Raw genomic sequence first — 21,265 nt, forward strand, 5'->3', positions numbered from 1 at the left:
CAGTTTTTATTGCTGGTTTCCTCGTTACCAGGCTGTTTCTGGTAACGAGTGAATTAAGTTTTGAGCGAGGAAGCCCGTCATTTTTTATTTTAAGAGGACAACCTCCAACATTTTTATTAGGAGTGAGTGGCACTCAAGCTAACAGCCAAATTATCAATTGTTAAAGTGGTACACATTCTGGTAATTGACGACAACCCAACAGATAGGCTGCTCGTAAAAAGCGAATTAGAGCGGCAATTGTCGAAATTGCAAATAACGGAAATTTTTGACGATAAATTATTCGGAGAAGCACTGAAACGAGGCAGATTCCATCTGGTAATTACTGATTGCCAACTACGCTGGACGAACGGTTTAGATGTGCTTAAAACTATCAAAGCCAATTATCCAGAATGCCCGATTGTAATGTTTGCGAATACTGGCAATGAAGAAATTGCTGTAGAGGCGATGAAATCAGGATTGGATGACTACATTATCAAGTCGCCGCAGCACTATGTCCGCCTTGGCGTTACGGTTCGCGCAGTGCTCGATCGAGTTGCCGCCTGGAAGTCGCCCGATTGGAAAATCAACTTCATTCTCTGCTAGAACACTTAAATTTCGGAGTTTTTCGAGCGACTTTCGAGGGGCAGCTTTTGGAAAGCAATCAAGCTTTTTTGCGATTGTTTGATGCCAGCAATTTAGCAGATGTCCAAGGGATTTATCTTCAGAAATTGTTTGGGCAACCCCTAGATTCAGGGGAGTCTCGGTCTCAAAATATTGAAATTACATTTCCTTTGGCAGACGGTAGAGTAAAATGGATTCGGTTTACTCAATATCTCTACAGCGCAGAAGGTGAAAGTACCATTGAGGGATTGGTTGAAGATATTACTGAGATCGAGCAGGCTGAACTTGCTTTGCGGGAATTTAATGAAACTTTGGAAGAGCGGGTGAGAGAGCGTACTGCTGAGTTAGAAGAAGTTAACGCACAGCTCGAATCGTTTACCTATTCAGTTTCTCACGACTTGCGCGCTCCTCTGCGGGGAATTTCGTTTTTTGCTGAAATGTTGCTAAAAGATAAAGCCAGCGAGTTGGAGGCTACCGCACAGGATTACTTGTATCGGATTAATGAGGCTGCAAGTCTGATGAATACTTTAATCGAAAATTTGCTAGAGTACGGCCACCTCAGCAAAGCTAACTTGCCACTAAAAGCAGTTTCTCTTAATTTAATTGTAGCTCGATCGATCGCGCAAATAGAGGCAGAAATTGCCCAAAAACAAGCTCGGATAACGGTTGTCTAACCGCTACCTACGGTGTTGGCCCATCCTGCTACGCTGCTGCAAGTATTGGCTAACTTGCTCTCAAATGCTCCACCAGTTCGTGCAGCTTGGGATACAGCCGCAGGTGCGGGTTTATGCAGAAGCTGAGGAGAAATATGTCTATCTTTTGGTAGAAGACAACGGCATTGGTATTGCCGAAAGATTTTAAGAGAGGATTTTTGGGTTGTTCGATCGCCTGCACGCTCGAGAAGTTTATCCAGGGACGGGAATTGGGCTGGCGATCGCGAACAAAGGAGTCGATCGGATGGGGGGTGCGATCGGGCTGAAATCGACTCTGGGAATCGGTACTCGCTTCTGGGTAAAATTACGCAAGTCCGAGACTTGAGGAAGCAAGTTCGGCAACGCGCAGTGAATCGGGATTTAACAGATGAGGTTCTAGGGAAGAGGGTTTTAACAGCAATATTCTGCTGTAGCTCAAAGAATCAATTAACCCGCGTCTTCACACCAGAAGACAGAATAAACAATTAGTATAGTAAGAGTTAAGTCATCTCTTGCACCTTTCCCGCTTGAGCATGCTTTCCGATCTGTTTTACAACAACTTACTTCATTAATTTGCTTGTGGACACGCCCCTAAAAGGGTGGCTGAGGATATTACAATCTGTAAGATATAATAAATACTTGCAAATACAATAAACTTATTTGTAAGTATAATTGACCATCTCAGTAAATATTCAAAATAGCGAGATTGCTTAATAACATATTCTTAGATTGAAGAATGTTTGCGCCAATACAAAAACTAAAAGGCTAATGCTGTCTATTCTGTTGATCGACGACAACCCGAACGATCGCCTGATGATCGAGCGAGAACTGAGGAAAACTTTTCCCGATTTAGAAATGAAATCGGTTATTGATATCCAAACTCTAGAATACATCCTGGCAGCCGGGGGTTTTGACCTAGTAATTACCGACTACCAACTGCACTGGAGCGACGGATTAAGTATTCTCCAAAAAGTTCACAGCCGCTACCCGAATTGTCCGGTAATTATGTGTACTGACAGCGGCAGCGAACAAGTGGCAGTCGAAGCTATGAAAGCGGGTTTGAGCGATTACGTGTTCAAAGGGCGGCACTTAAAGCGGCTGGCGGGGGCCGTGGGCGAAAGCTTGAAAAATCAGCAGTTGCGCGAGAACTACGCGAAAACGTCGGCGCAGTTGGCAATTTCGGAGGAACGGCTGAGATTGGCGATCGAAGCCTCGAAAATGGGAACTTGGGATTGGAATTTATTAAATGGGGAGGTGGTTTGGTCGGAGGGACACGAAATGTTATTCGGGCTGGAAAAAGGCAGTTTTGCGGGAACTTACGAAGCGTTTTTTAGCTGCATTCACCCGGATGACCAGAGCTCGGTCGCCCGATCGCTTGGTTTTGCTTTAGAAAACAAAATAGAATACAACTACGAGTTTAGAGTTATTTGGCCCGACGGCAGCTTGCACTGGATCGCGGGTAGGGGCAAGTTTTTTGATGATGATACGGGTAAATCGGTGCGGTCGATCGGCGTGGTTTGGGATATTACCGATCGCAAATTATCAGAAGCGAGGGTGCAAGAAAGCGAGGAAAACTTGCGCTTTGCCCTAGAAGCAGCTAACACCATCGCTTTTACCTGGGATGTGGCATCGGGGGAAGTCCGCCGTTCGTCCAATGCCGCAACACAGATGGGTTTGGGCCCAGACAGCACCTGTGGTACTTTTGAGCAAAAAAAGAATGCGGTGCATCCAGAAGACCGCGAAAGGTTTTTGGCAGATTTGAATGCCGCACTCACGGGCACGGGAGTTTACGAGTCGGAATACCGCAAAGTGCGACCCGACGGCTCAGTGATTTGGCTTCACGACAAAGGGCGGATGGTTTTTGACGCATCGGGTACACCCCTTCGGCTGTTCGGCGTGGCGATCGACATTACGGATCGCAAACAATTAGAATACGATCGCTCCCGCGCCTTGGCCCGCGAGCGGTCGTATTTGCACCGCCTGCAAAAGTTAACCTCCGCGTCAGTTGCTATCAACTCCACGCTGTCGGTGGCAGAAATACTTCAGTTAGCTGCCGATAGCGCCCGCCAAATTCTGGAAGTCCACCAGGTAGCGGTCAACCTCAACCCGACCGCCAACTGGGATGCGGGAATTAGCAAGTTTTCGATGTCAGAAAAATACGCTGCGTGGCGAGATTACTGCGAAGAGCCAGACGGTACGGGCATTTACCAAAAAGTTTGCCAGTACCAACAGCCGATGCGAATGACTCAAAGCGAGTTAGAGGCTCACCCGGCATGGCGGGGGTTCGGCAAGGCTGCGGGGAAGCACCCGCCGATGCGGGGCTGGCTGGCTGTACCGCTGACGGCTCGGGACGGCAGAAATCTGGGATTGATTCAGTTGTCGGACAAGTACGAGGGGGAGTTTGCCGAAGATGATGAAACTATTTTAATGCAGTTGGCTCAGGCCGTGTCGGGGGCGATCGACAATGCCCGACTTTACGAGGAATCTCAGCAGGCAAATCGCATGAAAGATGAGTTTTTGGCCACTCTTTCTCACGAGCTGCGATCGCCCTTAAACGCGATTTTGGGCTGGGCGCAACTGCTGCTGCAACGCAGTTTGAGTCCGGCTGCTACTGGGCGGGCTTTAGAAACGATCGAGCGAAATGCTAAATTGCAAACTCAATTGATTGATGATTTGCTGGATATTTCTAGAATTATTCGCGGCAAGTTGACGTTGAATCCTTGTGCGGTAAATTTGATTTCGATGGTGGAAGGAGCGGTGAATACGGTGCGGTTGGCCGCCGATGCTAAGTCGATCGATTTACGGTTTGCAATTGTAGATTTGGGCTGGGAAACAGCAGAGTTTTCCCCACCCGGGGAGGTTTCTGGCAATCCTGAATCTCAGTTAAATCCGAAATTTTGGGTATCAGGAGACCCCGGCCGCTTGCAGCAAGTGATTTGGAATTTGCTGACGAATGCGATTAAGTTTACGCCGCCCGGGGGGCGAGTTGACATCCGGCTGAAGCGAGTTGATGCGGAGGTTGAGCTGGCTGTTACCGACACTGGAATTGGGGTTGCACCGAATTTTTTGCCTTACGTGTTTGAGTCTTTCCGGCAAGCGGATGCTACGATTACTCGCAATTATAGCGGTTTGGGGCTGGGTCTGGCGATCGTCCGGCAGTTGGTGGAACTCCACGGCGGCACGGTTTGGGCGAGCAGTCCGGGACTGAATATGGGATCGACTTTTACTTTCCGTCTCCCTTCGATGCAGGTAAATTCGATCGGCGGCGAGGAAGCGCCGGTTTTGGCTGGCGCTGGTAATTTACTGGGAGTTAAGGTTTTGCTGGTTGATGACGAGGTTGATTCGCGGGAATTTATGAGGTTTGTCTTGACAGATTCCGGGGCCGCTGTCAGGGCTGCATCGTCTGCTGCTGAGGCGTTTGAGGTGGCTTCTCAGTTTAGCCCGGATGTTTTGGTCAGCGATATCGGAATGCCGGAGGAAGACGGTTATTCGCTGCTACGAAGGCTGCGTTCTTTGAACGCGCAGACAGGGAAATTTTGGGCGATCGCTCTGACGGCTTATGCTAGGGATGAAGACCGCGATCGTGCTTTTGCTGCGGGTTTTGACCGACATCTGTCTAAACCTGTGCAACCCGATGTGTTGGTAGAGACTATAGTCCTGTTGAGGCAGCAAGGGCTAACAACTTAAAAAAATTAATTAATAATTGATAATTGGTAATGGGAATTGGCAATTGTGTTTTTAGGGACCGAAAGCATCCAGGATACCCGCCACGTGATTCATTCGCGGTCAAATAAAAAACCTGTATCCGATCGAGGAACCCCCGAATTGATCTCGCGCAAGTCAGTCGATTTTCATCCTCGTAAAACTCGCTCGTACTTGCATTCCTCACTACCACTCTCTAATGCTGATTTTACCGGACACGGCCTGATTAACCCGACTGGATATCGACGGCATCGCTCAACTGAGACATATAAAAGTTTGTATTTTTCAAACTATTCAACATCTGTTTGTCGGGCTTTGCTTCTAGCCCGCCTAAAATATGCAATTTCTCTGCCGATTAGGGGATGGGTTTGTGTTAATATGCTAAAATATCCAACAACCACGCGGTAATTAGGTGGACAAACTTCAGACAGATATAGAGGCAATTTACTCTCAAATTGAGGAATTGCGCCTAGAACGCCAGCAGCTTATTAGTCTTGCCGATGTTGTCCCAGCAGGTGATTCGCCCCAAGCGATCGCCGATGCTTATCGGCGTCACGCAAGGGAAACAGCACAAGTGTCTGCAGAAGTCAAGGGTATAGATGACGCGATCGCGGCTCTGTCTGCTCAACTGACTCAGAAACAGCAGCAGTCGGTAAAGTTGCAAAGAATCACTCCGCTGGAGCAGCAAGTTGAAGAAGGAAGATTACTAGCTCAGGGACACGCGGAACGGATTAATGAACTGGCGGCGGAACTGGCAGCGGAAGTGAAGGAACTCAAAGCTATCGCCGACCAAATTAGTCCCAGCTACTGGCAGGTTTATTACAAGCCTTTTATTACTGGTTTTAAGAGTATTTCTGTTCCCTACGTGCGATCGGACGGGGATGTTTGGACTATTGTCAATCGAGTAGTTTAGAGAGGCTGCGGGAGCAGAAATAATCAGCACTCAAGACATTTTTTTCCCGTCCCTATTCCTCTACTTCAACCCCGCAGCAGTTGCTTAATAGTGCCGACCAATTCTTGAGGGTGAAATGGCTTGGCGATGTAAGCGTCGGCTCCTTGTTTCATTCCCCAATATCGATCGAACTCTTCGCTTTTGCTCGAACACATTACCACCGGCAAATTTTGGGTTTTAGGGTCGCTTTTGAGCCGACGACAGACTTCGTAGCCGTTCATCCGGGGCATCACTATATCCAGAACGACTAAATCGGGGCGGTTAGCCTTGATTTGCTCTAGAGCTTCTACGCCATCACTCGCTACCGTGACGTTTAGTCCTCTACCTTTGAGCAAGTCGGCGATCATCTCCCGCAGAGTGACGCTATCATCAACAACCATAACTGTACTCATAGAATAATCCCTACCAAGTTTCTGGGTTGAAACGTTCTCATTAACGTTTACACTAACGTTCACCTTCAAAGGTGTTTTTTCCTGATTGAGATTGCGCTCTGCTAAATCTAGTTTACCCACTTTTGCTGATTTCTCAATCATTTTCTGAGTAATTACCGCAAAATTTAAAGATCCGCGCAATCTCGGTTGACACAGGAGGCTATGTCCGTTAGTCTATCATTTTCTTTCTCGAATGGTACTCATATTAAAAAATGAGGGTATAGCTTGGTTGTGCGTTTCCGGTTGAGGACGGCGGCGCTCGGCCGCCTGCATCAACATTTTTTGTCTACTTAGGATTTTGCGTACCTAAAGCCGATAGTTTTTGGTCGTAGAGCGTGTCTAAAACGACCGGGCGCTGGCGGTAGGTCTGACCGGTGTTTTTGCAGCCGTTAGCAACGATTCCCAAGACGGAAGCTCCAGAAATTTTTAATTCTTCTAAAACTTTGCGAACTTGCGATCGGTCTGTTTGCCCAATTTGGACGACCATAATCGTAGCGTCTGTGTGAGCTGCGATCAAGTGGGTGTCTGCCAAGCCTGCTAGTGGCGGGGTGTCATAAATTACTAAGTCAAAAAATGCTTGAAATTGCTCCATCAGATACTGCATTTTTTTGGAAGAAAGAAGCTTGATCGGATCGGGGGGAATTTGGCCTGCGGTGAGTACGAACAAATTTTCTTGGTTCGGGGCTCGTTGAATCGCGTCGTTGAGGCTGAGATCTGTGGAGATGGCCTCGCCCAGCCCGCGCACGTTTGGCAGTCCTAACTTAGCGTGCAGTTGCGGGCAGCGCAAATCAGCATCTACTAACAATACTCGCTGTCCGACTGCTGCTGCTGTGGCTGCCAGGTGCAAAGCTACTGTAGATTTGCCGTCTCCGGCTACGGCTGAGCCGACTAAGAGCGATCGAATTGCCGTGCCTGCACTCAGCAAGTGAATGTTCGTGTATAGCGATCGAAATGCTTCTAAAAATTGATAGTCCAAGTCGCTCAAAATACTCGGTCCCCCGCTCATCGGACCAGTATGTCTAGCTTCGCCCGGTTCGACTACTTCCACTTTCGAGTTCGATCGAGCCGATGTTAGTTTCCTCTGTCTGGCTGGCGGTCTGCGCTTGACTTTTTTGGTAAACGGAATCACCCCGAGTATTGGCAATCTTGTGGCGATTCTCAGTGATTCTGGAGTGTGGAACACAGTATTTAGTACCTCTACGAGCAAGCCGACGGCTATGCCCAGGAGAGTGCTTAAAATTACTGCCAGCGCTAACTGTTTTTTGGTTTGTTTGACGGTAGCTGTTAGAGGGTTGCCGAATTTGTCTCGCGGAATTTCCGGAGGATTGATCAGCACCCAGGGGATTTGCTGCTGAGCCGCATCGATCCGCAAGGCTTCTCGTTTTGCCAAGAAGTCCGACAAACTCTTAGTAACTACTTGCAGTTCCTGCTGTAAATTGTCGTATTCTCGGGTTGTGACTGAAAAGTTTCTAATTTTTTGGTTGAGAGCATTTTGCGAAGCGGTCATTTCGCGATCGCGCGCTTCAACTTCTTTGATTTGGGTCTCTAAATTTCCCATCACCACTTCTCTTGCTTGTTGAGTGGCGGTTAAAATCAGTTCTTCCCGACTTTTTCGCAGCGCTAAAACTGGCAAACTGTCTTCTCTGTACTGAGCTAATTTTAATGACAATTCCGAGTCTATTCTCTGAATTTGACCTAAGAGTCCGGCGTAAGCTTGTCCTTGGGTCATCAGCAGCCCCTGGGGATTATTTTCGTTGAGTAGTTTTTCATAGCTTTGGTAGAGGTTTCGCATCCCTTTTAGGTCAACTCTAATTTCTACTTGCTTGCCCCGAATGCTTTGAACTTGTTCCGACAGAGATTTTCCCTCTATCTGAGGTTCAAACAAGTTGCTCTGCTGCCGCAGTCTTTGGACTTGCAGTTGCAGAACTTCCACTCTTTCTCGGAGCTTTGGCATCTCCATATCTATAAATTTAATACCTTGATTAATGCCCATCAGCCGTTGCTGCAAGCTGTAATCTAGATAAGCTTTAGAAATTTTATCCAATACGCCGTAAATTTTTTTTCTATCTGCATCTTTGTAACGAACTTGTAAAATTTTTGTGCCTTGCTGTTTGCCATCTTTCGTGTAGCTGATGCGGTTGATCGACATTTTTGAGATCAGTTCGCTATAGTTCATTTTGGGATACCAAGCCCGCAATTCATCAATCACTGGCTGCATCATTTTGGGACTTCGCAAAATCCTAATTTGGGTTTCGTAGTCTAGTAGGCTAATTCCTTCTATATTAATTTTTGCGAAGTCGGCAGCTTGGGTGTTGTTTAATAGTTTGGATTGCAAACCTTCAGCCGTGGCTGGTTCTACTAACAGGGAAAAGGAGCCTTCATACTCGACAGTTATGCTTTTAGAAGTGGCGACGATCGCAGTTCCTGCCAGGGCGCTCAAAGCAATGGTGGCTGCTGCCATGACCGGGAAGCGACGGCGCACGACGCCTAAGAGCCAGGACAAGTCTAGCTTTTCTTCTTCTCTCTCCTCTACGAAGTGATCTCTGTAGTTCTGAGCAGATAACTCCCGCAGTTTGCCGTTCGATTTGGGTGTGAAGGGTTGGTAATCTTGTCTGCTATCCATATTCAGCAAGGGTATTTTTGAGGTTGATATTTTTGAGGTTGATATTTTTGAGGTTGATATTTTTGAAGCGGCCAGGTCGCGGCTGGGTAATCTTATTGTTTAGTTTATTCTAGCCTTTGCCAGGAATTATCCACCTCGCCCGCCACCTTCTTACCTGAATAAAAACCGGAGAGCGTTTATAAAATTTAACACTCCCGTAGCTGGCCCGACAGGTCCGATTACAGCGTTCATGCGATCGACAAAATTGACGAGACCCTTGCGAGATACGATAATCATGTCGTTGTTGCGAAGTTGAGGATTGGTTTCTTCGTTAATTCCTTGAGTTAAATTGACTTCGATCGTCCGTTTAGTAGCTGTACCGTCGTTATTGAGGCGGACTAGCTCAACTTTATCTCTTCTAGCTCTGGTATTCTCGTAGCCAAAAAATCCTCTGGAAACTAAAGCTTGATTCAGTGTGGCATTAGCTGGGAGCCTCAAGGGATCGAGGGATGTTCTGAGTTCTCCTACTACAAAAACGTTAATGCCGACGGGGGCAAAGTTAGTGTTCGCGAGTACACCAGCTTCTGCAGGGTTGACGATCGTAGCTTTGGGCACGACGATCGTGTCTCCCTCCTGGAGGATGGTATCTTGGGCGCCGTCGCCGGACTCTAGGAACTGCCACAGGTTGACTGGGATAATTTGTTCGCCTCTTCTGGTGACGCGCCGCACTTGGATTTGCCGGATGTCGGCATCCGACGTGATGCCGCCAGCTAGCTGAATGGCCCGGATGACGGTGGGAAAACCTTCGCGGCTGAGGTCGTTTGTGGTGTTGCCGCCGATGACGACGTAAGCCCCTGGGCGGGTGACTTGGCCAACGATGGAGATCGATCGAGGTTTTTCTGGGGGTGGCGAAAAGTTGGCCGTCGCAAATTGACGAGCTTCTGCTTGGTTGAAGTTGGCGACTGTGGGAATCACGATTGTGTCTCTGTCTTGCAAAATGAGGTCTTGAGAGATGTCTCCTTCTTGCAAGAATTTCCACAGGTTGACGTTGAGCACTTGATCGGGGCCGTCTCGTTGGGGACGGCGGACGCGGATGTTGCGGATGTCGGCGACACCCGTGACGCCTTCTGCGAGTCTGATCGCTTGGGTGACGGTGGGGTACTGGACACTCGGCGCGGCTCCCGGGCCGGGAGTTAGGGTAATTGTGAAGTTTCCGGGCCTGGTGACTTCTCCAATGACGCCGACGTTGAGGGGGCGGGCGGCGACGAGGCTGACTGTGACTATGGGGTCTTTGAGGACGCGGCGGTAGGCGTTGCGGATGATGTTGGTGGCTTCTACTAAGGTGCGGCCGCGGACGGAGACCAAGCCGATCAGGGGCAGGTTGACTGAACCGTCGGAAAGGACTTCGTAGCCGCGGCTGAGTTCGGGTACTTCGAGTATTTCTAGTTGAATGCGATCGCCACCACCGAGTTTATAGCTTTCGGGCGATCGCCTAACGGGCGCAACGGTCTGGGCTTGCTCTGCACCTAGCGGGATGGGAAGTTGTGCCGTGCTGCTTCTGGCGTCGGTGATGACAGTGGAAGCAAACAAGACAACACCCATAAACGACGGGGCTATCTGTCTTGGAAAATTGGTGTTAACCATAAGCCACCTAATTTTATTGACTATGATTTATATAAGTGTAGCCTTTTTAGTGCTGGGCAAAAAGCTGATTATTTTAAGCGCTAGCCGAAAAAATGTTGCTGTATTTTTGCTTTAGGGCTAATTTCTGTGTTAGCGTGGTTGCGGGTTGACGGCTATATTTTCTATCTAGATTACTTGAGCTTGTTTTTGATAAAGGAAAGCAATTATGAATCAACCAGTGTCTAAAGCGGCTATGCTGAAAGAGCTGATTTTAGGTAATTCTTTATTTATATGGATGCTAATTGCTATAATCGCCATCGCGACTTTGCTATTATTTCAATTGTCCAGTAGCAAAAAAATAGGTTTGGCTTTAGAAAAAACTTTTGCTTATTTTTATATTTTCATCTCTCCCTCTCTCACACAACCTCCTTTTAATTACTTGCATCTTACTAATTTGCAAGATACATCTGGCAGTATTTTAAGTATGCTACCTTATTTTTTTTACCCGTGGATAGTATTAATTTTGTTTTCTCGGGTCAAAGCTTTTGGTAGCAAGTTTATAGATTTTTTTGCCAAAGTATTGATCGTGAATCCTTTCTTTTTACTTTACATATTACTGCCATCACTGTCTACATTATGGTCTCTAGTTCCTGACGTAACGCTAAGAGCAGGCCTAGCTTTTTCAGCATTTACTGCTTTCGGATTTTACTTAGCCGCGCAATATAAATGGCATGATCTATCTCGTTTTTGGCGGTGGGGATACACGGCACTGGGTTTGGCAAGTTTTATAATGAAACCACCGGGAGCAGGCGACTTTGTAGGCCTAACGCAAGCTAAAAATTCTCTCGGTGGAGTCCTAGCTTTATGTACGGCATTTTGGTATTTGCATTATTTTCAAGGAGCTAAAACTCAGAAAGAACGCTGGATTTCTTTGGGAATGATGTTCTTTTCTTTTTACCTGGTGAGAGCTAATAAGTCGGGAGCGGCTCTAGTGATTACTATCATATTAATAATTGCAGTGTCCTCACTAAACTTTATAAAAAAATTAACTTTTCAGTGGGCATTTACTGCGATTATATGTTTCCTGGTGGTCAGCATAATTATGACGGTTTTTGTAGTAGACAACCTAGAGGATATTGTTGTAGGTGGGTTAGGCAAGGACTTGACTCTAACTGGGCGGACCGAATTCTGGCCGCAGTTAATAGCTGCGGCCAATCAGCGTCCCTGGTTTGGCTACGGATACGAGGGATTTTTTCAACAAGATAAGTTAGGCCCCGCTACTCCTGCTTATTTTATTTATACTTCTAATGGATTTCAACCTAAAAATCCTCACAATGGCGCGATCGGAATATTGTTAGCCTTCGGTTGGCCGGGATTAATCTTAATGATGATTTCCCTGCTTCTTAATTTGGCTTACGCAGTCCGGTATTTGAGTCGTAGCAACCTGGAAGACGCGGGAATGCCTATTTGTTTTCTGGTGTCTATTATTATGAGCAACATTACAGAAGCTCAGATCGTGGGAATCGCAAATGCTTGGCTGAGTTATGTAATGTTGACAGTTAGACTTGCCATAGACAATGCTAGTAACACTTCCAACACTAGCAGCAGCAACCCTCAAAGGCCTTCTGTAGCTCGCACTGTCGACTGAAGTAAAGTTCCTTGGGCGGATCGAAGATGTGCCAAGCTGTGCGATAATATCATCTGACCAGTCTGATTTTGCTCGATAGCCAAGCGTTCCACAACCGCCTTTATATTTTCTAAACACTGAAAATCGGCGTTGCTGGATTGAGGTATGATAGAGAGCGATCGAGAGTAACAAAAAACATCAACCGAGAATTAAAACCAATGGAATGTCCTGAATGTAAGCTGAAGGGGTGACATGAAAGCTAAGACGTAGACCTAAAGGGGTGACAACCCGCCCAAAATCCTGACTGGGTAAAGATTCAGCCGAGTTATGGTAAAAAAAGATAGGCAGCAAAATGGTTACACACTTGCCTATCCCAAAAATAAATGTTACCAACATTTTACCTTGCCTCACTTGCAAAAACAACTGACGCACTTGCAAAATCGGGATGCTCCCCATTTAGACCTTGTAAATCTTCATGTAAACGGTAAGCAGCCCTCGCCACTCCACCACTAATATCCGATGTATTAATCACTAATACTTTCATAATTAAGCATCTAAATAGGTTATTGGGTAACCGTGAAATCCTTGCAGTCTAAGCGTCCTCGCTTGCTAGAATATACAGTTTAAATGCGTAAGCTGTTGTGCCTTTAAATAGGTATCATAAAAAAATAGTTTAGTCAATCAATACAAAAATGCCAGCCAAAAACCATCTCAATTCCAAACAAATAGAGAAACTACAGAAAGCCTTAAAAGAGGAAGAAAAGGCAAATATAATAGAAAGAATTCTGATTTTGTTATTCCTCAATGACGGTAAAACTCAATCTAAAATCGCTGATTTTTTGGGTTGTTCAGTAAACAAAGTATCTTATTAGTGTATGAAGGGAGACCCCGACAATCTAGAAAGTCTAATAGATGAAAGAATGAAGGGCAATCACAAAAAAGCTACAGATAAATATATAGAGATATTATTAGAAACTATAGAGAAAGATCCTCAAGAATTAGGATATGAATTTGGAAGATGGACAGCGCAGAGATTAGCAACATACTTAGAGGAATCCACAGGAATAAAATTAAGTGGAGGACAAGTTCGGAGGATATTAAAGCAAAAAAAGTATGTTTACATCTGGGCTAAGTATAGTTGGGAGTCAAAGAGAAATCCCGAAAAAAGAACAGCGTTTAAAATAAAGATAGCCGAATATTTAAAAAGAGAAAAAGAATCGCCAGAACGTTTACAGGTATGGTTTTGGGACGAGAGTGGATTTAGTTTAAGAGTCACCATCAGAAAGAACTGGTGTAAGAAAGGCAGCCGAAAAAAAGTCCGAGGAGACCGAAGGAAAGGCAGAGTTAATATAATGGGAGGAGTGAGGAATTCGGATAAAAAAAGGTGGGTAGAGTTCCTCAAGAAAGGCAATTCATATAATTTTTATCAAGTGCTAAAACTCTTTTATGAAGAGCTAATCAATGAATGGGTATCAACAGGTAATCAAGCCTCATAATTGGCTGAAAAAGGAGCGAAAATAGTGATTGTTCTGGACAATGCTAGTTTTCATAAGAAAGAAGAGTACCTAAAAATAATTGAAACAGAAATGCCTAATCTTCATTTAGAATTTCTCCCCGAATACAGCCCAGACTATAACTTAATTGAATTAGTATGGCATTCGACAAAAGAATATATTGCCAATCGACTCTTTACATCAATTGAAGAGCTAGAGTATTTATTGCATCGCCTCTTAACTGAAGGAGAATTAATAATTAAATGGGGTCGCAAAATCAAAAATAAGGGTAATGCTTGTATCACAGTTTAAATGTTCAACAGCTTAACAGGTTAGCTAATAATTATTGACAGTCGCTAAAAATTGCTTTTTCCACTCATTAATGGCTGTTAAAGGGATTTTTACTAAAGTTTCTTCTTTAGCATTAATCCAATTAGCCACACTGTTTAAATCATCTCTTTGTACGACTGGCAAATTAGTATCTTTAGAAATTTCTGTAGCGCGATTATCAACTGACAGAATTAAAGTTCTCCTTTTATATTGTAAAGCTCTAATCCCAGCGTGTAATCGTGTCCCTACATAATCAACCGGATACTGAGACAAAGCCATATCTAAAGCTGATAAGCTAGGATTAAGATAAATTGCTCCCTCGCCACATATATCTTTCATGTGCTGATAATCTTTGGGCTGTTGCGTCCAGTAATAAATTAACTTATATTCCTGTTTCAGTAATTCCACTAACTGCTTATCTAAACTAGGATTTTGATTATACTCAGTAAAAGTAACTAATACTGACTCTGCTTTACCTTGAGGAATTTGGACACAATGTTCCTCTGTTAATTTCCACATAGTAGGACAAGCAGTATTAATTACATTATTAATCCCGATCAGTTTGAGCTGTTTTTCTGTGTAACTGTCTCTCACTGAGTGCAGATATTTTTTACTTAATAGCCGTTTATACAAAATTTTGGTATATAAATTAGGCTGATTTTGGTATTGCCACCATCCCACACCCATTAGCGTAATATCTGTAATAAATAGAGAGTCCATTAAACTGACCTTCCATTGATTATACGAGTTCATGTTAGAGGACAATAAATTAGTCCCACCGACAAAAATTAAACTGCTTTTACTCATTAAGCGGTAAGAATCGCTCGATATGACATCATGGGTAGGAAAATTAATAAATAGTCGATCGGGAAACATCTCATATAAAATGCTATTCACTGAATCCATAATGATCTGGTCTCCTAAATTAGAGCTACAGATTGAGGTATCCAAGACTGAGATAGTTTTCATAGCCTATTTTTCATTAAGTTGAGTAAGTTGACAGTGACATTTCGTATCATTTCATTAGGATTGGCAAAAATCATTTGAACCTGAGTTTATCGGGGATTTTTTTTAAGTGTTTGATCGCCTTATTAATCAAACTCTCATGGCTGATAAATAGTTTTTCAAACATTAATCGATCGTACTCTCGATCGACCATCAGATTATCATTGATTTCAAGAGGAAACTTTAAATCTAATTGTTTCATTTCTGCTATTTCCTTATTGAGAGTTCCAGTATGAGTAGCCTCTAACCCAAAACCTAAATTAGCCACCAAATTGACACAAGGCACGATCGACAAGCCCCCTTGAGCCAAGCGAGCAAAACTCCATTGAAAATCCCACGTATCTACCTTACCCTGAAAAGTATTTTCCAAATCCCGCGCTCTAATTTTATACTGAGCCTCATCAGCCAGTATAGCTTTAATTTTTGCTTTCACGTCAGGATTGATCCAAGCCTGCATATTAATATCATAAAATTGCCATGCCCTCTGCCAAGAAGCCCAGCCCCAAATACCTCCATAATAAGAGAAATGATAACTTTGCCGATCTAATTTCCATTCCTCCAAATAATTAGTCCCACTAATCATCATTACCCTGGGTTCATTTCTATATAAATCCAACATTTCTTCACAAAAATGAAAAAAAGATGGATTTGGCAAGCAATCATCTTCCACAATAATTGCTTCTTCTACTGTATTAAATACCCAATCTAACCCACTAGCTACCCTGTGCTTACAGCCCATATTAGCCTCAGCATAATTTTTATAAACTTGACAATCCCAGTCCACTTTTTCAATTATGGCTCTTACCTCAGCACATTTTTCAGCTTCCTCTGGCTTATCAGAGCGTGGTCCATCAACCACAAGTAGAAGTTTGGGCGGTTTAACTTCCCGAATCGCTGCAAATACCCTCTCTGTTGTATGAGGGCGATTAAATCCAAAAAAAGCCACAGGTGTTTTCATATATTAAACTCCAACTTATCATCCTTTTTGTTTTCACTACGCCTAGACTGCTTGCTCAACATTTACCAAGTTTGGCTCTCAGTAGTTCTATTCTGCCTTTTAATCCTGCTTTAGCATAGTGGATCATACCCAGTAAACTAGGGATTATACTTTCACCTTTGGATTTGTAGGGATAGGAGTTAGGTTAAACCCTACCTACAAATCTCATCAGTTGTTCTAGCAAATGAGCTAACCTAAGCGAGTAATAATACTCATTTAGGTTAAACGAATCGTAGGGTATTTGAAATTTTAGAATACATAGTGATAAAAGTTGTAGTTAGGGTGATTGGTATAAATCCTGCATAAGTGCTAATCTTTATGATATACTATAAATCATTACTACTTTGGCTAGATTGCAAAAAGTTCAAAAAATGTATTATTTTTTGGTAAAATTTTTAAATTGCCGATGTTAGACAAGTTGGCTGGTATAGGTCAAAAGCTTGGTCCGGGTCTGCGCCAGGTACTCAGCAACATAGCTTGGCTGTTCACTGACCAAATCTTGCAGATGGGTCTAGGTCTGGTTGTAGGCCTTTGGGTGGCTCGCTATCTTGGTCCCACACAATTTGGATTGCTCAACTACGCGATCGCCTTTGTGTCGCTGTTTAGTTCGGTAGCAACTATGGGCTTGGGTACTCTGGTAGTGAGGAATATCGCTCGCGACCCTGAATGCAAAAATGAAACCCTGGGAACTGCCTTCGGACTGCAATTTACTGGTGGCTGCATCACTTTGGTGTTAACTGTCACCGTGATTGCGCTACTCAAGCCCAACGACACTCTGACTCGGTGGCTGGTAGGTATCATCGCAGCAGGAACTATATTTAATGCTTTTGAGGCTATAAATTTTTGGTTTCAGTCCCAAATCCAGTCTAAATATACAGTGTTGGCTAAAAATTCGGTATGTTTTTTAGTTGCTGCTGTCAGAATTGGGTTAGTGACAATTAAAGCCCCCCTGCTTGCCTTCGCCTGGGTTCGATTGGCAGAGGTAGCATTGGTAGGAATGGCTTATGTATATTTTTATAAGCTTACTGGCAATAAAATTAAGGATTGGCAATTCAGTTGGGATCGGTCTAAGGAACTGCTATCAGAGAGTTGGCCGATAATTTTATCGGGATTGGCAATTTATCTGTACTCAAAAACCGATCAGATCATGCTCGGTGCGATGAATAAAAATGCTGAACTGGGCTATTATGCTGCCGCTGTTAAAATTTCTGAAATCTGCGATTTCTTGCCGATGATTTTATCAAGCTCTATTTTTCCCAAACTAGCGAATTTGAGAAAGACAAATTATGAAGAATATCTAAATAAATTTCAAATTTACTCGGATATTATGATATTTTTATGGTTGGGAGTGGCCATACCGATATCATTACTTTCTCCATGGATAGTGCATCTGCTTTACGGTGAAAACTATGCGAAGTCAGCAGCGGTACTCTCACTATATGTTTGGGCCCAATTTGGCAGTAACTTTGGAGTAGCACGGAGTACATATTTGAACATAGAAGCTCAGTTGCGCTACGGTCTTTACTTGACTGTAGTCGGCTCTATTTTTAATGTAGCGTTGAACTTTTGGCTGATTCCAAAGTATGGAGCTTTTGGAGCAACAATGGCTACTCTGATAACTTATTTTTACGTGATTATATTAGTCAATTTCCTGATTAAGGAATTGCGCCCCTTCGCAAATTTCATCTGGCGATCCCTTAACTTATACAAGGCAGCTTGTAGAATCAGAGGATTAGTAAAGTGATTCAAATTAAACCTAAAATCGAACAGCGCTCCAATTGCCCCTATTGCGGGACGCAACTCAATCCCAAAAATATTTTGTGGCAAGGGATACATATTCTTCTGGACTGTAAGTGCGGGGGATGTGGCAGCGAAATAATCGACGAGTTGAGAGTAGGTCATGGAGTCACAAACTCTGTCCAAGTTGATACAAACAAAGGTGAAGTTTTTGCAAAAGTTGCTAACACAAAAGAATGGCTAGGCAAACCATTACTCAATTCGCTCCAAAATCCTCAACCAGATAAACTTGAGATTGTAAAAGAGATTTTTAAACCCTGCAAGCGGGTAATTATATTAAACTGTATCGATCATCTTTATGGTCACTCTCTGCTCAAGTTGCTAAATGCACAAAGGCACTTAGAATGCAACTCAGACTGCGGGTTAGTTGTGATAGTTCCTAAATTTCTAAGGTGGATGGTTCCTGATGAAGTTGCAGAAGTCTGGACAGTACCTATTTCTTTAAAAAATGGTCAAACTTACTATCCTAGCTTCGCCGAGTTTGTTGAGGAAGAAACTAAACGCTTTGATGAAATTTATGTCAGTGAAGCCCATTCTCATCCTAGTCAGTTTGACATCACGCGGTTTACTAGAGTTCCCAAACACAAATTTAATGAACCAGAAACAGAAACAAGAATTACTTTTATTTGGCGGGAAGATCGTTTATTAGTTAACAGTGGGCTGTTCCGAGTTCTGAAAAAGCTAAATCAACGAGAAAGGGCATTGCCATTGCAAAATTTTAAAATTCAGCAGTTATTTGAGAAAATCAGGTTGCAATTACCAGAAGCAAAATTTGCAGTAGCTGGTTTGGGGACAAAAACTAATTTCCCAGAATGGATTGAAGATTACAGAGTGGATAGTTTTAATGAAAAAGTTGAAAAGGAAATATGCCGTGTTTATTCACAAAGCCGCTTAGTAATTGGTCTTCACGGCTCTAATATGTTGCTACCTTCGGCTCATGCTGGTATGACAATTGATTTGATAGATGAGCGTTGGGGGAACTTTGCCCAAGATATTTTATACCAAGAAAGTGACCCGAGAATGGCTAGTTTTCGCTATAGATTTTTGCCCTATCAGACTAGCAATGATACACTGGCATTCATAGCGGCTGTGATGCTTCAGAAGTGGTTTAAATTTAAATCGCAGATGACTGCCGATCTTGTTAATTCAGATGTTGAAGACTACTAAAAAAAGTAGAGTCGAAGAAATGTTCAATTACCAAATCCAAACACCCGTCGCTTTTATCATCTTCAAACGTCCAGATACAACGGCTAGAGTATTTGAGGCAATTCGTCAGGCAAAACCTCCCAAATTGCTAGTAATTGCTGACGGCCCACGTCCAGATAGGGCTGGAGAAGATCGAGAATGTGCTGCGGCTAGAGCTATTATTGACCAAGTAGATTGGGACTGCGAAGTTTTGAAGAATTACGCAGACGTAAATCTCGGTTGTCGCCTGCGGGTTTCTAGCGGTATGAATTGGGTGTTCGATCAAGTTGAAGAGGCAATTATTCTTGAGGATGACTGTCTCCCTCATCCTACTTTTTTCCGCTTCGCTGAAGAATTGCTGGAGCGTTACCGAGACGCTCGGCGGATTCTGTCAATCTCTGGTCAAAATGTTCAGTTTGGGCGAAAAAGAACTGATTATAGTTACTACTTTTCTCGCTATAATCACTGCTGGAGCTGGGCGAGTTGGAGGCGAGCTTGGCAGCATTATGATTTAGATATGAAGTTGTGGCCGGAAATTCGGGATGGTAATTTTTTGATGGATGTACTGGGAGACTCCCATGCTGTAAAAGTTTGGACAAATACTTTTCAGCTTTGTTATGAAAAAAAATTACAGAGTTGGGCTTTTCAGTGGACATTTGCTAGTTTTATTCAAAATGGTATGAATATTCTTGCAAATGTCAATTTAGCTTCTAATATCGGACATGGTGTAGGGGGAACTAATACGGAGGATGTCAACAGTCCTTATAGTAATATGCCTGTAGAAGCTATAATATTTCCGATGAAACACCCAGCCTTTGCCATCCGGGATGTGCAAGCAGATAATTTTACTGAAAACACTTTATATGATTACGATCCGCCCTTGCTAAGGAAGGTGCAAAAAAAAGTCAATAAAATTTTTAAAAAATCAGGCAAAGTCAGCTAGAAATTTAGAGAAAAGGCAGGGGAAATGAAGGTTGTACTTCTCAATAGTTCTGATAGTGAAGGGGGGGCTGCCCGCGCCGCTTATCGACTGCACCAAGGTTTTCAGGGGATTGGTGTGTCTTCGCAAATGCTGGTCAAAAATAAGAGTAGTGGCGATCGCAATGTAATTTCGTCGCAGAATAGTATTGCGAATAAGTTTGACAAGATTATTTCAACTTTATCTAACGCACCCTTGCGATTTTATCCTGAGAGAAACCCAGGTATATTTTCTACGCAATGGCTGCCCGATTCTCTCCCGGATCAAGTTGCCAAACTCGAACCGGATATTATTAATTTGCACTGGGTTTGTGGAGGTTATTTACAAGTAGAAAGTATTCCGAAGTTTAATCAACCCTTAGTCTGGACGCTCCATGATATGTGGCCTTTTACAGGTGGATGTCATTATAGTGAAGATTGCGATCGCTACACTCAATCTTGTGGTAGTTGTCCGCAACTTCACAATAATAAAGATTCGGATCTGTCGCGGTGGGTGTGGCAGCGGAAAGCTAAAGCTTGGAAAAAGCTTAACCTAACTCTGGTTAGCCCTAGTGTTTGGTTAGCTAAATGCGCTAATTCTAGTTCTTTATTCAAAAATTTTCGAGTTGAAGTAATTCCTAATGGCATCAATACTCAAAAGTACAAACCCATAAATCGTCACTGGGCGCGAGCAATTCTGAATTTACCTCAAGATAAACAAATTGTACTCTTTGGAGGTGCAGGTGGAACGGGCGATCGCTGGAAAGGATTTAACTTGCTCGTACCCGCTTTACAAAGCCTCAGTAAATCAGGCTGGAAAGATCGGATAGAGTTGCTGGTTTTTGGATCTTCTGAACCCGAAAATCCCATTGAACTTGGTTTTAAAACTAACTATTTGGGGAGACTAGCCGATGATATTTCCCTAGCAACGGTTTATGCAGCAGCAGATATTTTCGTTGCCCCTTCTGTGATAGATAACTTGCCAAATACAGTGATGGAAGCCCTTGCTTGCGGCATCCCCAGCGCCGCATTCCATATCGGGGGGCTGCCCGATATGATCGAACACTGCTCAAATGGCTATTTAGCTAAACCTTATGAAACAGAAGACTTAGCGCGAGGAATTGCTTGGGTTTTAGAAGATCCAAATCGGCATCAAAAACTTTGTATTCGCGCCCGCCAGAAAGTGGAAAAAGAATTCACCTTACAGATACAAGCAAAGCGCTATTTATCTATTTTTAACGAACTTTTGTCAACTCTCAAGTAAAGACAAAA

General features: G+C 43.7%; 17 protein-coding genes and 1 pseudogene. 12 read left to right on the forward strand and 6 right to left on the reverse strand.

Going from position 1 to position 21,265, the window contains the following annotated elements:
• Nucleotides 1–126: 126 nt before the first annotated feature.
• The 6 genes from OSC7112_RS41175 (at nucleotide 127) to OSC7112_RS21120 (ending at nucleotide 5,907) form a co-directional block, all read left to right on the forward strand.
• The gene (locus OSC7112_RS41175) at nucleotides 127–582 is read left to right on the forward strand and encodes a response regulator (RefSeq protein WP_041622663.1); all 456 of its coding nucleotides are present in this window, start codon (nucleotides 127–129) and stop codon (nucleotides 580–582) included.
• Nucleotides 555–1,274, forward strand: coding sequence for a PAS domain-containing sensor histidine kinase (locus OSC7112_RS41180; RefSeq protein WP_223300658.1), 720 nt, complete (start codon nucleotides 555–557; stop codon nucleotides 1,272–1,274). Before OSC7112_RS41175 ends, OSC7112_RS41180 begins: the two co-directional genes overlap by 28 nt.
• 64 nt (nucleotides 1,275–1,338) lie before the next feature.
• Nucleotides 1,339–1,461 carry a hypothetical protein gene (locus OSC7112_RS41870; protein ID WP_263053538.1) on the forward strand — a complete coding sequence of 41 codons (123 nt, stop codon included), beginning with the start codon at nucleotides 1,339–1,341 and terminating at the stop codon, nucleotides 1,459–1,461.
• Between the two features lie 15 nt (nucleotides 1,462–1,476).
• Nucleotides 1,477–1,638 carry an ATP-binding protein gene (locus OSC7112_RS41185; RefSeq protein WP_223300659.1) on the forward strand — a complete coding sequence of 54 codons (162 nt, stop codon included), beginning with the start codon at nucleotides 1,477–1,479 and terminating at the stop codon, nucleotides 1,636–1,638.
• Between the two features lie 422 nt (nucleotides 1,639–2,060).
• The gene (locus tag OSC7112_RS21115; RefSeq protein WP_015177812.1) at nucleotides 2,061–4,979 is read left to right on the forward strand and encodes a response regulator; all 2,919 of its coding nucleotides are present in this window, start codon (nucleotides 2,061–2,063) and stop codon (nucleotides 4,977–4,979) included.
• A 427-nt stretch (nucleotides 4,980–5,406) separates the two neighbouring features.
• A complete protein-coding gene (locus OSC7112_RS21120) occupies nucleotides 5,407–5,907 on the forward strand; it encodes a hypothetical protein (RefSeq protein ID WP_015177813.1) in 501 nt (166 codons plus the stop codon).
• 65 nt (nucleotides 5,908–5,972) lie between these two features.
• On the opposite strand, the gene OSC7112_RS21125 is transcribed toward OSC7112_RS21120, so the two are convergent.
• The 3 genes from OSC7112_RS21125 to OSC7112_RS21135 form a co-directional block, all read right to left on the reverse strand.
• Nucleotides 5,973–6,338: a response regulator transcription factor gene (locus OSC7112_RS21125; protein WP_039886668.1), complete on the reverse strand. Its 366-nt coding sequence runs from the start codon at nucleotides 6,336–6,338 to the stop codon at nucleotides 5,973–5,975.
• 325 nt (nucleotides 6,339–6,663) lie between these two features.
• Nucleotides 6,664–9,000: a GumC family protein gene (locus OSC7112_RS21130; RefSeq protein ID WP_015177815.1), complete on the reverse strand. Its 2,337-nt coding sequence runs from the start codon at nucleotides 8,998–9,000 to the stop codon at nucleotides 6,664–6,666.
• A gap of 150 nt (nucleotides 9,001–9,150) precedes the next feature.
• Nucleotides 9,151–10,623 (reverse strand): polysaccharide biosynthesis/export family protein, encoded by a 1,473-nt coding sequence (locus tag OSC7112_RS21135; RefSeq protein WP_015177816.1) that lies wholly within the window; start codon nucleotides 10,621–10,623, stop codon nucleotides 9,151–9,153.
• A 205-nt stretch (nucleotides 10,624–10,828) separates the two neighbouring features.
• Between OSC7112_RS21135 and OSC7112_RS21140 the strand changes: the two genes are divergently transcribed.
• A complete protein-coding gene (locus tag OSC7112_RS21140; protein WP_015177817.1) occupies nucleotides 10,829–12,250 on the forward strand; it encodes an O-antigen ligase family protein in 1,422 nt (473 codons plus the stop codon).
• A 376-nt stretch (nucleotides 12,251–12,626) separates the two neighbouring features.
• On the opposite strand, the gene OSC7112_RS40045 is transcribed toward OSC7112_RS21140, so the two are convergent.
• Nucleotides 12,627–12,773 (reverse strand): hypothetical protein, encoded by a 147-nt coding sequence (locus OSC7112_RS40045; RefSeq protein ID WP_190274451.1) that lies wholly within the window; start codon nucleotides 12,771–12,773, stop codon nucleotides 12,627–12,629.
• A 148-nt stretch (nucleotides 12,774–12,921) separates the two neighbouring features.
• Between OSC7112_RS40045 and OSC7112_RS36035 the strand changes: the two are divergent.
• Nucleotides 12,922–14,034, forward strand: a pseudogene (locus OSC7112_RS36035) (IS630 family transposase).
• Nucleotides 14,035–14,058: 24 nt separating this feature from the next.
• On the opposite strand, the gene OSC7112_RS21160 reads toward OSC7112_RS36035, so the two are convergent.
• Entirely contained in the window at nucleotides 14,059–15,021 is a 963-nt protein-coding gene (locus tag OSC7112_RS21160; protein WP_015177819.1) for a polysaccharide pyruvyl transferase family protein, read from the reverse strand.
• Between the two features lie 70 nt (nucleotides 15,022–15,091).
• Nucleotides 15,092–16,015 carry a glycosyltransferase family protein gene (locus OSC7112_RS21165; protein ID WP_015177820.1) on the reverse strand — a complete coding sequence of 308 codons (924 nt, stop codon included), beginning with the start codon at nucleotides 16,013–16,015 and terminating at the stop codon, nucleotides 15,092–15,094.
• A gap of 445 nt (nucleotides 16,016–16,460) precedes the next feature.
• Here OSC7112_RS21165 and OSC7112_RS21170 point away from each other — a divergent pair, with 445 nt between their 5' ends.
• The 4 genes from OSC7112_RS21170 to OSC7112_RS21185 are packed head-to-tail and all read left to right on the forward strand — an operon-like array spanning nucleotide 16,461 to nucleotide 21,257.
• Nucleotides 16,461–17,798 carry a flippase gene (locus OSC7112_RS21170; RefSeq protein ID WP_015177821.1) on the forward strand — a complete coding sequence of 446 codons (1,338 nt, stop codon included), beginning with the start codon at nucleotides 16,461–16,463 and terminating at the stop codon, nucleotides 17,796–17,798.
• Complete coding sequence (locus OSC7112_RS21175; RefSeq protein ID WP_015177822.1) at nucleotides 17,795–19,018, forward strand: hypothetical protein; 1,224 nt, start codon at nucleotides 17,795–17,797, stop codon at nucleotides 19,016–19,018. Before OSC7112_RS21170 ends, OSC7112_RS21175 begins: the two co-directional genes overlap by 4 nt.
• 19 nt (nucleotides 19,019–19,037) lie before the next feature.
• The gene (locus OSC7112_RS21180; protein ID WP_041623329.1) at nucleotides 19,038–19,979 is read left to right on the forward strand and encodes a hemolytic protein HlpA; all 942 of its coding nucleotides are present in this window, start codon (nucleotides 19,038–19,040) and stop codon (nucleotides 19,977–19,979) included.
• Between the two features lie 24 nt (nucleotides 19,980–20,003).
• Nucleotides 20,004–21,257, forward strand: coding sequence for a glycosyltransferase family 4 protein (locus tag OSC7112_RS21185; RefSeq protein ID WP_015177824.1), 1,254 nt, complete (start codon nucleotides 20,004–20,006; stop codon nucleotides 21,255–21,257).
• The last annotated feature ends 8 nt before the right edge of the window (nucleotides 21,258–21,265 follow it).

Origin of the sequence: Oscillatoria nigro-viridis PCC 7112, assembly GCF_000317475.1 — a bacterium.
GTDB lineage: Bacteria > Cyanobacteriota > Cyanobacteriia > Cyanobacteriales > Microcoleaceae > Microcoleus > Microcoleus nigroviridis.